The sequence below is a fragment of the Microbacterium sp. NPDC055442 genome (assembly GCF_053644215.1).
On record NZ_JBSHLF010000003.1, the window covers coordinates 360,905 to 374,878 of the forward strand.

The following is a 13,974-nucleotide window of genomic DNA, read 5'->3' on the forward strand; positions in this document are numbered from 1 at the left end:
GTCGGAGCCGGAAAACGCACGGATTCGCTCAGGGCGTACGGATGGGACTTCATCCGTGTCGGTGGCAGGTCGTAGCCTGTAGTGCGCTATCGGGGGCTCGCCTGCGGCATCCGCTCGCCCCGTCGCATCGTTCCGCTCTCTCACATCCGGAGAACACGTGCTCGGCAGACTCCTCATCCGCTACCTGAAGCGATACCGCTGGCTGCTGCTCGGCGTGCTCGTCTTCCAGTTCGCCGGGGCGATGGCCTCGCTCTTCCTGCCGCGCCTCAACGCGAACATCATCGACGAGGGCGTCGCGAGAGGCGACACCGCCTACATCTGGTCGACCGGGACGCTCATGCTCGCGATCTCGCTCGGGCAGATCGTCGCCTCGATCATCGCGACGTACTTCGCCGCGCGTGCGGCGATGGCGACGGGCCGAGACATCCGCCGCGACGTCTACGAGAAGGTGAGCGGCTTCTCGGAACGCGAGGTGTCGCGGTTCGGGCCCGGCTCGCTCATCACCCGCAACACGAACGACGTGCAGCAGGTGCAGATGCTCGCGATGATGGGCGCCACGATGCTCGTGAGCGCGCCCCTGCTGGCGATCGGCGGCGTCATCATGGCGTTGCAGCAGGATGTCGGGCTGAGCTGGCTCATCGGCGTGTCGGTGCCCGTCCTGCTCGTCCTCGTCGCGCTGATCATCAGCCGCATGGTGCCGCTGTTCCGCGCGTTCCAGTTCAAGCTCGACGCCGTCAACCGCATCATGCGGGAGCAGCTCACCGGAGTGCGGGTCGTGCGCGCGTTCGTGCGCGAAGACATCGAGGCGAAGCGGTTCCGCGGGGCGAACACCGACATCATGGTGGTCGGCCGCAAGGTCGGCTCGCTGTTCGTGCTGATGTTCCCGCTCGCGATGCTCGTGCTCAACGTCACGGTCGTCGGGGTCATCTGGTTCGGCGGAATCCAGGTCGATGCCGGCGAGGTCGAGATCGGCACGCTCTTCGCGTTCATGCAGTACGTCGGACAGATTCTCATGGGTGTGCTCATGGCCACCTTCATGACGATCATGATCCCCCGCGCCGCCGTCTCGGCAGAGCGCATCGGCGAAGTCCTCGCGAGCGAATCGACGCTGACGCGCGCCGAGAACCCCGTGAGCGTCTTCGACGCGCCCGGAACGGTGCAGTTCGACGGGGTCGAGTTCAGCTACCCCGGCGCCGAGGCGCCCGTCCTGCAGGGCATCAGCTTCGGTGCGGCGCGCGGTGAGACGGTCGCCATCGTCGGTTCGACGGGCGCGGGCAAGACGACGCTGGTCTCGCTCATCCCGCGGCTCTTCGATGTCACCGGCGGTGCCGTCCGCGTCGGCGGCGTGGACGTGCGCGAGGCCGACCTCGATCGGCTGTGGAAGACGATCGGTCTCGTGCCGCAGCGGCCCTTCCTGTTCACGGGCACGGTCGCCTCGAATCTGCGTTTCGGCCGCGAGGAGGCCACCGACGCCGAGCTGTGGCACGCGCTCGAGATCGCGCAGGGCAAGGACTTCGTCGAAGAGATGGACGGGCAGCTCGACGCCCGCATCGCGCAGGGCGGCACGAACGTCTCGGGCGGTCAGCGACAGCGCCTGGCCATCGCCCGGGCCATCGTGCATCAGCCCGACATCCTCGTCTTCGACGATTCCTTCTCGGCCCTCGACCTCACGACCGACGCACGATTGCGCCAGGCGCTCTGGCACGAGCTGCCGGAGGTGACGAAGATCGTCGTCGCGCAGCGCGTCTCGACGATCACCGAAGCCGATCGCATCGTCGTGCTCGAAGACGGGCAGATGGTGGGGCTCGGCACGCACGACGAGCTGCTCGCCACGAACAAGACCTACCGCGAGATCGTCGAATCGCAGCTGGGGGTGGAAGCATGAGCGCGCCCGACGTGCTGACCGAAGAAGAGCGCCTCGAGCTCGAACTCGCCGAGCAGGCGCGCCAGACCTCCGGCGACTGGGATGCCGTCGCCCCCGGCAAGGCCGCGAACTTCGGCAAGAGCTTCGCGCGCCTCATCGGGCTGCTGCGTCCGCATGCCGTCGCCTTCACGCTGGTGTCGTTCCTCGGCGCCGTCGGCGTCGTCCTCGCCGTCATCGCACCCAAGGTCCTCGGCGAGGCGACGAACCTCATCTTCGAGGGCTTCGTGTCGCTTTCGCTCGCGGGGCAGTTCCCCGTCGGCACCCCGCAGGCCGACGTCGTCGCCGCGCTCGATGCCGCTGGTCAGGGCGACATCGCGAACATGGTGCGCGCGATGGACGACTTCGCCGTCGGCGCGGGGGTCGACTTCGACAGCCTGCGGATGGTCATCGTCGGCGTGCTGGCGATCTACGTGGCCTCGTCGCTGCTGAACTGGGTGCAGGGCTATGTCATCAACGTGATCATGGTGCGCACGATGTGGCGCCTGCGCGAGTCGGTCGAGGCGAAGATCAACCGTCTTCCGCTGTCGTACTTCGACAAGGTGCAGCGCGGCGAGCTGATCTCCCGCGTCACGAACGACATCGACAACATCACCCAGACGATGCAGCAGTCGCTGTCGACCGTCGTGACCTCGGTCCTGACGGTCATCGGCGTGCTCTTCATGATGTTCACCATCTCGTGGCAGCTGGCTCTCGTCGCTCTGGTCTCGCTCCCGCTCATGGCGGTCATCTTCGGCATCATCGGACCCAAGTCGCAGAAGGCGTTCGGAATCCAGTGGCGCAAGGTCGGGCGCCTGAACGCGCGCGTCGAGGAGTCGTTCTCCGGTCACGCGCTCGTCAAGGTCTTCGGTCGTGAGAAGGACTCGCGCGAGAAGTTCCAGGAAGAGAACGAGGAGCTCTTCGAGGCGGCCTTCAAGGCGCAGTTCCTGTCGGGCATGATCATGCCCGGCATGATGTTCATCGGGAACCTCACGTATGTCGGCATCGCCGTCCTCGGCGGTCTCATGGTCGCCAGCGGGCAGTTGCGCCTCGGCGACGTGCAGGCCTTCATCCAGTACTCGCAGCAGTTCACCCAGCCGCTGTCGGAGCTGGGTGGCATGGCCGCCGTCATCCAGTCGGGCACCGCCTCGGCCGAGCGTGTCTTCGAGCTGCTGGACGCCGAAGAAGAAGAGCCCGACGCCCCCGACGCCCCGGAGCCGGTCGACGGCGAGGGCGTCATCGAGTTCGAGAACGTGAAGTTCTCGTATACCCCCGACCGGCCCCTGATCACCGACCTGTCGTTCCGCGTCGAACCGGGCCAGACGGTCGCGATCGTGGGTCCGACCGGTGCCGGAAAGACGACGCTGGTCAACCTCATCATGCGGTTCTACGAGCTCGACGGCGGGCGCATTCTGCTCGACGGGCAGGACATCAGCGACCTCACCCGCGACGACGTGCGCTCCCGCACCGGCATGGTGCTGCAGGACCCGTGGCTGTTCGCCGGCACGATCCGCGAGAACATCCGCTACGGACGCGAGTCGGCATCCGATGACGAGATCGTCGAAGCCGCCATCGCCACGCGCGTCGACCGCTTCGTGCACTCGCTCCCGGACGGCTACGACACGGTGCTCGACGAAGACGCGTCCAACGTCTCGGCGGGCGAGAAGCAGCTCATCACGATCGCCCGGGCGTTCGTGGCACAGCCGTCGGTGCTCATCCTCGACGAGGCGACCTCGTCGGTGGACACCCGCACCGAGCTGCTCCTTCAGCACGCGATGGCGGCGCTGCGCGAAGGGCGCACGTCGTTCGTGATCGCCCACCGTCTCTCGACGATCCGCGATGCCGACCTCATCCTGGTGATGGAGCACGGCGACATCGTCGAGAAGGGAACGCACGACGAACTGATCGCGGCCGAGGGTGCGTACTGGCGGCTCTACCAATCGCAGTTCGAGCAGGCCGCGCAGGATCCGGACGCCGAAGAGGCGCTTCTCGACGCGACGCGCACGGGCGCCGTGCCCGTGATCGACGGGCAGGGGTGATCAGACCGGATCGATGCGCAGCACGCCGGGGCGCTCGCCGACCGTGAGGTCGTCGATGACGCGCAGGCTCCGCGCCAGGTCGTCGACCGAGCCGATGACGGTGCCGAAACGCTCACGGTCGGCGAACACCGCGGTCACGGTCACGAAGTGCGTGCCCGTGTCCCACGTATAGGTCGCGAACGGCGGGGTGCGCGGATCCGCGGGCAGCGGCATCGCGAGCTTCTCTCCCGCGCCGAGATACGTTCCGCGGAACGTCTCGGTGTCGTCGTACTCCATCGGCATCATGGCCCGCGCCGCGCGCAGCTGCGCCGTCGCCGCCTGCACCTGCGCCATCACGACGACCAGTTGCGGGTCCGCCTTCCACACCCACACCAGCACGCGGCCTGCCGCCTTGCGCATGAGGAACGGGGCGGCCTGACTCATGGCCCACGCCGCGACCCCGCCGCCGGGTCGCTCGGTGGCCCCCATCGCGCGGTTGGCCTGGGCCAGCAGCATCCGGATCGCGGCTTTGCGGTGTCGTCGCCCCCGCCAGCCGAGGGACTCGGTGACGGGGACCCACAGGGTCACGTCGGCGTCGGCCTGCAGTCGGGGCATGAATCCAGCGTAGGCGTGTTCCCGGGGACGAAGCAGGCCCTCGGGTTACAGTGGGACCGGCGCGCGACCTCCCCACGGCGTGCCGCTCCGCACTATAGACAGGCCGCTCTCTTCGTGACCGAACCCGCGACGCCCGACGACCACGCCGCCGCCGCACGGCCCCTGACCGTTCTCATCGGTGCCGACACCTTCCTGCCGCACGTCAACGGTGCCGCTCGCTTCGCCGAGCGTCTGGCGGCGGGCCTGGTCGATCGCGGCCATGACGTGCACGTCATGGCGCCCAGCGCCGGCCACCGCAACCACGGCACGTTCCGGGAGGTCATCGAGGGTCGGGAGATGACGGTGCACCGCCTGCCCGCGTGGCGCTGGCCTCCGCACGACTGGCTGACGTTCGTGCTGCCGTGGATGTCGAAGCACTACGCGCGCCGCGTGCTCGACGAGGTGCGCCCCGATGTCGTGCACATCCAGTCGCACATCGTGATCGGCCGCGGACTCGCGCGCGAAGCCCGCAAGCGCGGCATCCCCGTCGTCGCGACCAACCATGTCATGGCCGAGAACATCGTCGATTTCACGACGCTGCCTCCCGTGCTCGACAAGGTCGTCGTGAAGCTCGCGTGGAACGACGCCAGACGCACGTTCGACATGACGCGCGCCGTCACGACGCCGACCCGTCGTGCGGCGGACTTCCTCGAGAAGACGATCGACATCCGGGGGGTCGTTCCCATCAGCTGCGGTCTGGATGCCCGCAACTACACGGCTGATCTCACGCCCCGCGACGCGCATCGCATCGTGTTCGTCGGCCGGCTCACGACCGAGAAGCAGATCGACGTCGTGCTGCGGGCGATCACGAAGCTCGATCCCGCGCTGGAGGTCACCTTCGACATCGTCGGCAACGGCGATCAGCGTCGGAACCTCGACCAGCTCACGCGCGAGCTCGGGCTCACCGACCGGGTCACGTTCCACGGCTACACGACCGATGAGGAGCTGCGCGGCCTGCTCACCCGTGCGAGCGTCTTCGCGATCGCGTCGATCGCCGAGCTGCAGTCGATCGCGACGATGGAGGCCATGGCATCCGGCTTGCCGATCGTCGCCGCGGACGCCGTCGCGCTGCCGCACCTCGTGCACGACGGCGAGAACGGCTACCTCTTCGAGCCGGGAGACGTCGACGACCTCGCCGCCAAGCTCACGACCGTGCTGACGCAGTCTCCCGAAGAGCGCCTGCGCATGCAGCAGGCGTCGCTCGACGGCGTGAAGATCCACGACATGCAGCGCACTCTCGACACGTTCGAGGCGCTGTACCGCGACGAGCCCCTGCCGGAGTGACGCGCTCGTGCACGTCGTGATGTTCGGCGATCAGCACGTCGAGACCCTCGGCGGAGCACAGGTGTCGATGCGCCTGCAGCGGCGGTTCCTCGAGAAGGCCGGACACACCGTGACGGTGGTCGCTCCCGCGATGCACGGGCCGCGTGCGCGAGCGACGCCCTTCGACACCGGCTACGTCGATCTGCCGTCGATCCCCATCACGGTGGACCGGGAGTACTCCATGGCGTGGCCCGGACGGCGGACCGATCGCCGAGTGGATGCCGCGTTCGCGGGTCGTCCTCCCGTCGATGTCGTGCACGTGCAGGCCGATTTCTGGGGTGCGTTCATCGGGTATCGCTTCGCGCAGCGCCACCGTCTTCCGGTCGTGCACACGATGCACAACCGGGTCGACGTCGGCATCGAGGCGACGGCGCCCCTCCCCGGGCTGGTGCTGGGTGCGCTCAACGCGTGGAGCAGGCGGACCCTCGGTGTGCCGACGCCCGGACGTGACGGGTGGGCGTACTTGCGGCGGCTGGCGGCGGGTGCCCAGGCGGTCACGGCCCCGTCGCACCACTTCGCCGAGCGGCTCGAGCGGCACGGCGTCTTCGCCGACGTCGACGTCGTGTGGAACGGCATCGACGACGACCTTCTCGACGGCGTGCTCGCCGCGACGGCGCCCGAGCGCGAGCCCGGGCCGCCGCGGTTCGTGTGGCTCGGACGCATGAGCCCCGAGAAGCGGCTCCTGCCGTTCCTCGAGGCCCTCGGACGGGCGGACGTGCACGCCGAGGTCGAGATCATCGGCGGCGGCGGTCAGCTGGGCGCTGCCCGCCGCCTCGTCGACAGGCTGGCGCCGGCAGCATCCGTCGTCTTCTCGGGCCCGATGCCGTACGCCCGGACGCTGCGCCGGATCCAGGCCGCCGACGCGGTCGTGCAGACCTCGATCGGCTTCGAGACGCAGGGCATGACGATCTTCGAGGCCGCGTCGCTCGGCACGCCGGCGGTCGTGAGCGACCCCGACCTCGCGCGCGAGCTCGGAACCGGGTTCTGGGCCGTCGGGGGCGACGTCGACGCACCGCCCGCGGTCGCGGACGCCTCGGTCGGCGCGCTGGCGGCGGCTCTGCGGCAGGCCGCGGGCGACATCGCGGCGGGATCGGCGGTGCAGCCCGACCCCGGTATCCGCGAGCGCTTCCGCCAGTCGTCGCGCACCGCGGCGATGGTCGAGGTCTACGGCCGCGTGCGCGCCTGACCGGTTCAGGGGAGACGGCGGGGATCGGTCGGCACCTGGCGATAGCCGTCGTGCGCGACGACCGTGACCGTGCCGATGATCGCCAACGTCGTGACGGTGATGATGGCAGCGAGAAGGATCATGGCAGGAAACCTACGCTTGCGCTCGAACTGCTGCGAGTGGCAGGATGGTCACCTGTCGCACGAATACTGCCACCTGGAGCGCCATGAAGACCGTTGCCGTCATCGTCCAGCCGGGCTTCGCGCCCTTCGAGTTCGGTCTCGCGTGCGAGGCCTTCGGGCTCGACCGCTCCGAGGACGGCATCCCGAACTTCGACTTCCGCATCGTGACGCCCGATCCCGGCATCGTGGTGTCGAAGATCGGGTTCTCGATCAACGTCGATCTGGATCTCGCGTTCGCATACGAGGCCGACCTCGTGGTCGTCTCGCCGACCCCCCGCGCCTCCTGGCGTCACGCCGATGAGCGCGTGCTCGATGTCGTGCGCCATGCCGTCGCCCGCGATGCGTGGGTGCTGAGCGTGTGCAGCGGCTCGTTCATCCTCGGCGCGGCCGGCGTGCTCGACGGGCGCAGAGCGACGACCCACTGGATGTACGCCGACGCCATGGCTCGGATGTATCCCGCTGTCGACGTCGATCCCGACGTGCTCTACGTGCAGGACGGCCGCATCATCACGAGCGCCGGCACCGCCGCGGGGATCGACGCATGCCTGCACCTGCTGCGGCAGGAGATCGGCGCGGAACTGGCGAACAAGATCGCGCGGCGCATGGTCGTGCCGCCGCAGCGCGACGGCGGGCAGGCGCAGTTCATCGATCGGCCGCTGCCCGCGACGACGTCGCTGTCGCTCGCGCCCGTGAGCGATTGGATGCTCGACAATCTGCGACTCGACCTGACGGTCGATCAGCTCGCCGCGAGGGCGCACATGTCGCCGCGCACGTTCGCGCGGAGGTTCAAGGCGGACTTCGGGGCGACTCCCGCCGCCTGGCTCGCGCGGCAGCGGATCATGCACGCGCAGCGGCTGCTCGAGACGACGGAGCTCGGCCTTGACCGCGTCGCCGACGAGAGCGGGTTCGGTTCGGCCGCCGTCCTGCGGCAGAACTTCGCTCGTGTGCTCGGCACGACCCCGACCGCCTATCGCGATCGATTCAGCTGCACGCGCCAGATGGCGGATGCCGCGATGCTCGACCCCGTCGCCTGACCCTCTTGCCGCCACGAAGGCTCCTGCGCTAAACTTGAGTCAACACGGCTCAACCTTGAGTCGCTCAGACTTCAGGAGCACGAATGAACGCACAGCCCCAGCCCGGGCAGGAGGAGCAGAGCGCCCTCGAACAGTTCGGGATCAACCTCACCGACCGCGCCCGTCAGGGCAAGCTCGACCCCGTCATCGGGCGGGACAGCGAGATCCGCCGCGTCAGCCAGGTGCTGACCCGGCGCACCAAGAACAACCCCGTCCTCATCGGTGAGCCCGGCGTCGGCAAGACCGCCGTCGTCGAAGGTCTCGCCCAGCGCATCGTCGCGGGCGACGTCGCCGAGTCGCTGAAGGGCAAGGAGCTCATCAGCCTCGACATGTCCGCCCTCGTCGCCGGCGCGATGTACCGCGGTCAGTTCGAAGAGCGCCTCAAGAGCGTCCTCAAAGAGATCACCGAGTCCGAAGGACAGGTCATCACCTTCATCGACGAGCTGCACGTGCTGATGGGCGCGGGCGGCGGCGAAGGATCGGTCGCGGCATCCAACATGCTCAAGCCGATGCTCGCGCGCGGTGAGCTGCGACTCATCGGCGCCACGACGCTCAATGAATACCGCGAATTCATCGAGAAGGATGCCGCGCTCGAGCGCCGCTTCCAGCAGGTCTACGTCGGCGAACCCAGCGTCGAGGACACGATCGCGATCCTGCGCGGGCTCAAGGAGCGCTATGAGGCGCACCACAAGGTCGCGATCGCCGACGGCGCGCTCGTGGCCGCGGCATCCCTGTCGAATCGCTACATCCCGTCGCGGCAGCTGCCCGACAAGGCGATCGACCTCATCGACGAAGCCGCCTCGCGGCTGCGCATGGAGATCGACTCGGCCCCCCTCGTGATCGACGAGCTGCGCCGGCATGTCGACCGGCTCAAGCTCGAGGAGATGGCGCTCAAGCGCGAGAAGGACGACGCGTCGAAGGAACGTCTCGCGACGCTGCGCGCAACGCTCGCGACCGAGCAGGAGCGCCTCGGCGAGCTGCAGAACCGGTGGGAGCAGGAGCGCGCATCGCTCAACCTCGTCGGCGATCTGAAGACCCAGCTGGATGCTGCTCGCATCGAGGCCGACCGCGCACAGCGCGAGGGCAATCTCGAGCGGGCATCGCGGCTGCTCTACGCCGACATCCCCGCGCTCGAGCGCAAGCTCATCGACGCCGAGAAGGCCGAGAGCAGCGACGACCGGATGGTCGGCGACCAGGTGACCGAAGAGGACATCGCGAAGGTCATCGCGGCGTGGACGGGCATCCCGGTCGGGCGCCTGCTGCAGGGCGAGACCGAGAAGCTGCTGCACCTCGAGCGTGAGCTGGGCAAACGGCTCATCGGGCAGAAGGACGCCGTCAAGACCGTCGCCGACGCCGTGCGCCGCTCGCGCGCCGGCATCAGCGACCCGCAGCGGCCGACCGGATCATTCCTGTTCCTCGGGCCCACCGGCGTCGGCAAGACGGAGCTCGCCAAGGCGCTGGCCGAGTTCCTCTTCGACGACGAGCACGCCATGGTGCGCATCGACATGTCGGAGTACGGCGAGAAGCACTCGGTCTCGCGGCTCGTCGGCGCCCCTCCGGGGTACGTCGGCTACGAGCAGGGCGGCCAGCTGACCGAGGCGGTGCGCCGGCGTCCGTACTCGGTCGTGCTGCTCGACGAGGTCGAGAAGGCCCACCCCGAAGTCTTCGACGTGCTGCTGCAGGTCATGGACGACGGGCGCCTGACCGACGGCCAGGGCCGGACGGTCGACTTCACGAACGTCATCCTGATCCTGACGTCGAACCTCGGCTCGCCCATCCTGATCGATCCCGCCCTGACGACCGAGCAGAAGCGCGAGCAGGTTCTGGCGCTGGTGCGTCAGGCGTTCCGCCCGGAGTTCGTCAACCGGCTCGATGACACCGTCGTGTTCCACGCCCTCACCGAGGACGATCTCGCGCAGATCGTCGAGCTGTCGGTCGACGCGCTGCAGCGGCGCCTCAAGGACCGCCGTCTGACGCTCGCCGTGACGCCGGATGCGCGCGCGTGGCTCGCCGAGCGCGGGTACGACCCGCTCTTCGGAGCGCGGCCGCTGCGCCGGCTCATCCAGTCCGAGATCCAGGACCGTCTCGCGATGGCGATCCTGGGCGGCGGGGCCCGCGACGGGGACACCGTCCGGGTCGACGTCGCCGCCGACGGCTCCGCGCTCGTGCTGACGAGCACCGAGCCGTCGCGGGCGCCCGAGGACATCGTCGACGCCGAGCTGGTCGAGGACTGACCTCGACCTCCGGCCCCGGCCCGTGCCCGTGACCCCTGACCGCGAGACTGCATCGGCACGCCGAGACAGCGGGTAAACCCCGACGTCTCGCGGTGCCGATGCAGTCTCGCGGGAGCCGATACGGTCGGGGGATGCATATCGCACCCTCCGGCCGTTTCGTGTTCGTCGCGCAGTGGATACTCGCGCTCCTCCTGCCCCTGTTCGTCGTCATCGGGCGCGGCCTCGTCGGCTCGCCGCTGGGTTGGATGATGGTGATCGGCATCTGGTTCGGCCTCTTCGGGATCGTCGCGCTGTACGTGCCGCCCGTGCTGACCCTGTTCGACCGCGAGGTGCGTGCCGCGAAGGCGACGCGCGTGGTGTATTCGGCGGCGACATGGGTGCTGTGGGTCGCGCTCGTCGTGTTCGCCCTCACGCTCGTCGACGGCGGAGATGACGGTGAACCGGGCTCGGCTCTCACGGTGTGGACGGGCGACGCCGTGTCGGACGACGCCTCGAACCTCATCGCTCTCATCGCCGCCCTCGTCGGCTTCGTGGCACTGGTGGCCGCGCTCGCCTTCGCTATCGCCGGCATCATCCGCGGCCGCCGCCAGACCCGCTGACCGCTCGTCCTTGACCGGGCCTGTGACCGGGCCTGTGACCGCGAGACCGCAACGGCACGCCGAGACTGCGGGTGAACCCCACGGTCTCGGCCTCCCGTTGCAGTCTCGCGGGTAAGGGCGGGCGCGCGGGTGAGGGCGGGCTCGCGGGGTGGGTGCCGGGGGCGTGAGAGTATCGAGCGTGGGCGTCGTGCGAGGACTGTGGGGATCGTCCCACCCCGGGCCGACGCTCGTCGTGAGCGCCCTCGCGCTCGCCCTCGGGCTCGCCGTCTCGCTCGACCCGTGGCGCCTCGCGCTGCTGACGCTCGCGGTGTTCGCAGGGCAACTGTCGATCGGCATCTCCAACGACGCGCTCGACGCGGCCCGTGATCGCGCCGTCGGCCGCACCGACAAGCCCCTCGCCCGCGGCGACGTGAGCCTTCGAGCCGCGTGGGTCGCGGCATCCGGCACCCTCGTCATCGCCCTGGTGCTGTCCGCAGCTCTCGACTGGCGGATGCTGGCAGCTCACGCTCTCCTGCTCGGCTCGGGCTGGTCGTACAACGCCGGCCTCAAGGCGACCGCCGTCTCGGTCGTGCCGTTCATCGTGAGCTTCGGCGTCTTCCCCTCGCTCGCGCCGCTCTCGGCGCCTGAGCCGACCTTCGCCGCGGGATGGGCGTGGATCGCCGGAGCCGCCTTCGGTGTCGCCGTTCACCTCACGAACGTGCTGCCTGACCTCGACGACGACGCGCGCACGGGCGTGCGAGGGCTCCCGCACCGGATCGGCCCGCGCTGGTCGGCCGTCCTCGCAGCCGTGGCCGTGAGCGGGGGAGCCGTCGCCGTGCTGCTCGGCCCGGCGGCGGGCGATCCGGCCGCCGTCGCACCGCTGTCGTGGGTGTTCTTCGCGGGAGTGCTCGTCGTCGCGGCCGCGACGGTGCTCCGCGCGCTCGTGAGGCCGCCGGCGCGCATCCTTTTCCGCCTCGTCATGCTCGCGGCACTCCTGCTCGCGGCGCAGCTCGTCGCTTCGGGGTCGGCGCTGTCGGGCTGAGCGGCTCAGCCGAAGGACCGCGCGTCGCGGTCCAAGCCCATCGCGTACGTCCGCGCGAGCACGGGGCGCAGCGGGGGCGCGAGCATCGCGCGCACCCCGCCGCGCCGCACGGCGTCGGCGCGGCCGAGCGACCTGCCGACGGCGGTGTTCGCGGCGGCGAGCCGCGCGGCGGTGCGAGCGGATGCCACGCGCCGGCGCTCCCACCGGGCGAGGCCGGCGTCGGGCGCGATGCCCGCGTGCATCCACTCCGCGAGGAGCGGCGCGAGCGTCGCCGCGTCGAGGAAGCCGAGATTCATGCCCTGACCGCCGATGGGGCTCACTTCGTGCGCGGCGTCGCCGATGACGAGCACCCGTTCGTTGCGCAGCCGCGGCGCGACGAACCGCCGCACGCCGAATCCCGTCGCCGCGGTGATGTCCGTCGTGTCGAGCCCGCGCGCCGCCACCGCGGCCCGCAGGCGCGTGAGACGGGCCCCGGGCTCGGGGTCGGCGTCGGCGGCGTCCGACGCGACGAAGCGGCGCCGGCCACCGGGCAGCGGGAACGACTCCAGCACACCGCCCGCGTCGAGGTGCACGACGGCGACATCCGGCGGACCGGGGGCCGCGGCATCCGCCATCACGTACCGGTCGGGGTACGCGTGCACGCGCGCGGCGCTCTGCCGGAAGACGAGGTCGCGACCGCCGGCACCCGTCGCCACGACGACGATCCGCGGTTCGCGCTCGACGGTGCGGCCGTCGACGCTCGAGCGCACGAGCACCCGGTCACCGCGGGGGAGCACCGCGGTCACACGAGAACCGCGCACCGGAGCCGGGGTGCGCGCGGCGAGTGCGGCCTCGGTCGCCGACTGCGGAAGCGTCGCGACGAAGGGGAAGCGCGCCGGGATCCGATCGAAGCGCACGACGCCGAGGAGGCGATCACCCGAGCGAGCCTCGCCGCGCTTCACCCGTGTCGCGTCGCCGAGGAGACGCTCGGTGACACCGCCGGCCTCGAGCGCGGCCAGCGCGGGGGGATGCACCCCGATGGCCCGCGATCCGGACGACGCCGAAGCCCGCTGTTCGAGCACCTCGACGTCGACGCCGCGTCGGGTGAGTTCGCCCGCGAGCAGCAGGCCGACGGGACCGGCTCCCACGACGACGACGTCAGCCACGCCCGTCACCGACTGCGAGCAGCCGGAACGCGGCGGGCGACTCGACCTGCCACGGCGCGCCCAGTGCGCTCTGCAGCTCGGACCGGGTGTAGCTGCGCCGGATCGAGCGCAGCCCGTCGGTGCGCAGGAACGTGCCCGGCGCGAGCGGCGTGATGCCGACGGCGAAGAGACCGTAGGCGCGGCGACTGCGCGCGATGTCGGCGTGCAGGACGATCCCCGACGACAGGGCGAGCGAGTCGCCCGCGAAACGCTGCAGCTCGTCGTCGGAGAGGTGGTGCAGCACGTGGTTGGAGACGACGGCGTCGAAGCGCTCTCCCGCGCGACGCAGATCGCCGGAGGTCGCCCGCACGTGCGCGATGCCGGGTGCGGCGCGGGATGCCGCGATCGCCCGCGCGTCGGGATCGGCGCCGACCCATTCGACGCTCAGCCCGTCGGCGCGGGCGAGCCGCGCGAGGCGGCCGAGCAGGTCGCCGCCGCCCGATCCGAGGTCGAGGACCCGGGCGGGCCGATCGAGCGCGCGAAGCGCCGGCCGGAGCCGGTCGCGATACACCCGCCCCCAGCCGGAGACGAGCCGGTTCACGATCCCGAAGCGCGCGTAGGTCGCGGCGAGCCGTCGCGGGTCGCACGCCGGGTCGTCCATGAGCTCGCGGACGTCCCGGT

11 protein-coding genes are annotated in these 13,974 nt (G+C 70.2%); 8 read left to right on the forward strand and 3 right to left on the reverse strand.

Features of this window, described 5'->3' with window-relative positions:
* Positions 1-157: 157 nt before the first annotated feature.
* Both ACWIBS_RS09015 and ACWIBS_RS09020 read left to right on the forward strand, forming a co-directional pair.
* On the forward strand, positions 158-1,885 hold the full coding sequence (locus ACWIBS_RS09015) for an ABC transporter ATP-binding protein (RefSeq protein ID WP_376126960.1): 1,728 nt from the start codon (positions 158-160) through the stop codon (positions 1,883-1,885).
* Positions 1,882-3,939, forward strand: coding sequence for an ABC transporter ATP-binding protein (locus ACWIBS_RS09020; RefSeq protein ID WP_376126958.1), 2,058 nt, complete (start codon positions 1,882-1,884; stop codon positions 3,937-3,939). The genes ACWIBS_RS09015 and ACWIBS_RS09020 overlap by 4 nt, the downstream gene beginning before the upstream one ends.
* On the opposite strand, the gene ACWIBS_RS09025 is transcribed toward ACWIBS_RS09020, so the two are convergent.
* Positions 3,940-4,533: a hypothetical protein gene (locus tag ACWIBS_RS09025; protein ID WP_376126956.1), complete on the reverse strand. Its 594-nt coding sequence runs from the start codon at positions 4,531-4,533 to the stop codon at positions 3,940-3,942.
* 114 nt (positions 4,534-4,647) lie between these two features.
* Between ACWIBS_RS09025 and ACWIBS_RS09030 the strand changes: the two genes are divergently transcribed.
* The 6 genes from ACWIBS_RS09030 to ACWIBS_RS09055 all read left to right on the forward strand — a co-directional run bounded on the left by ACWIBS_RS09030 (position 4,648) and on the right by ACWIBS_RS09055 (position 12,169).
* Positions 4,648-5,856 (forward strand): glycosyltransferase, encoded by a 1,209-nt coding sequence (locus tag ACWIBS_RS09030; protein WP_376126954.1) that lies wholly within the window; start codon positions 4,648-4,650, stop codon positions 5,854-5,856.
* 7 nt (positions 5,857-5,863) lie between these two features.
* Positions 5,864-7,081 (forward strand): glycosyltransferase, encoded by a 1,218-nt coding sequence (locus tag ACWIBS_RS09035; RefSeq protein ID WP_376126952.1) that lies wholly within the window; start codon positions 5,864-5,866, stop codon positions 7,079-7,081.
* Between the two features lie 205 nt (positions 7,082-7,286).
* The gene (locus ACWIBS_RS09040; RefSeq protein ID WP_376126950.1) at positions 7,287-8,276 is read left to right on the forward strand and encodes a GlxA family transcriptional regulator; all 990 of its coding nucleotides are present in this window, start codon (positions 7,287-7,289) and stop codon (positions 8,274-8,276) included.
* A gap of 83 nt (positions 8,277-8,359) precedes the next feature.
* Positions 8,360-10,549, forward strand: coding sequence for an ATP-dependent Clp protease ATP-binding subunit (locus ACWIBS_RS09045; RefSeq protein WP_376126948.1), 2,190 nt, complete (start codon positions 8,360-8,362; stop codon positions 10,547-10,549).
* Between the two features lie 131 nt (positions 10,550-10,680).
* Complete coding sequence (locus ACWIBS_RS09050; RefSeq protein WP_376126946.1) at positions 10,681-11,148, forward strand: hypothetical protein; 468 nt, start codon at positions 10,681-10,683, stop codon at positions 11,146-11,148.
* Positions 11,149-11,326: 178 nt separating this feature from the next.
* The gene (locus ACWIBS_RS09055; RefSeq protein WP_376126945.1) at positions 11,327-12,169 is read left to right on the forward strand and encodes a UbiA family prenyltransferase; all 843 of its coding nucleotides are present in this window, start codon (positions 11,327-11,329) and stop codon (positions 12,167-12,169) included.
* Between the two features lie 5 nt (positions 12,170-12,174).
* Here the strand turns inward: ACWIBS_RS09055 and ACWIBS_RS09060 are convergent, their stop codons facing one another.
* A complete protein-coding gene (locus ACWIBS_RS09060; RefSeq protein WP_376126943.1) occupies positions 12,175-13,314 on the reverse strand; it encodes an FAD-dependent oxidoreductase in 1,140 nt (379 codons plus the stop codon).
* The gene (locus ACWIBS_RS09065) at positions 13,307-13,954 is read right to left on the reverse strand and encodes a methyltransferase domain-containing protein (protein WP_376127058.1); all 648 of its coding nucleotides are present in this window, start codon (positions 13,952-13,954) and stop codon (positions 13,307-13,309) included. Before ACWIBS_RS09065 ends, ACWIBS_RS09060 begins: the two co-directional genes overlap by 8 nt.
* Positions 13,955-13,974 lie beyond the last annotated feature (20 nt).

Excerpts from the sequence above, each read along its gene's own strand:
- ACWIBS_RS09020 (WP_376126958.1), top strand. The coding sequence starts at position 1,882 with ATGAGCGCGCCCGACGTGCTGACCGAAGAAGAGCGCCTCGAGCTCGAA.
- ACWIBS_RS09025 (WP_376126956.1), bottom strand. The coding sequence starts at position 4,533 with ATGCCCCGACTGCAGGCCGACGCCGACGTGACCCTGTGGGTCCCCGTC.
- ACWIBS_RS09040 (WP_376126950.1), top strand. The coding sequence starts at position 7,287 with ATGAAGACCGTTGCCGTCATCGTCCAGCCGGGCTTCGCGCCCTTCGAG.
- ACWIBS_RS09045 (WP_376126948.1), top strand. The coding sequence starts at position 8,360 with ATGAACGCACAGCCCCAGCCCGGGCAGGAGGAGCAGAGCGCCCTCGAA.
- ACWIBS_RS09050 (WP_376126946.1), top strand. The coding sequence starts at position 10,681 with ATGCATATCGCACCCTCCGGCCGTTTCGTGTTCGTCGCGCAGTGGATA.
- ACWIBS_RS09065 (WP_376127058.1), bottom strand. The coding sequence starts at position 13,954 with ATGGACGACCCGGCGTGCGACCCGCGACGGCTCGCCGCGACCTACGCG.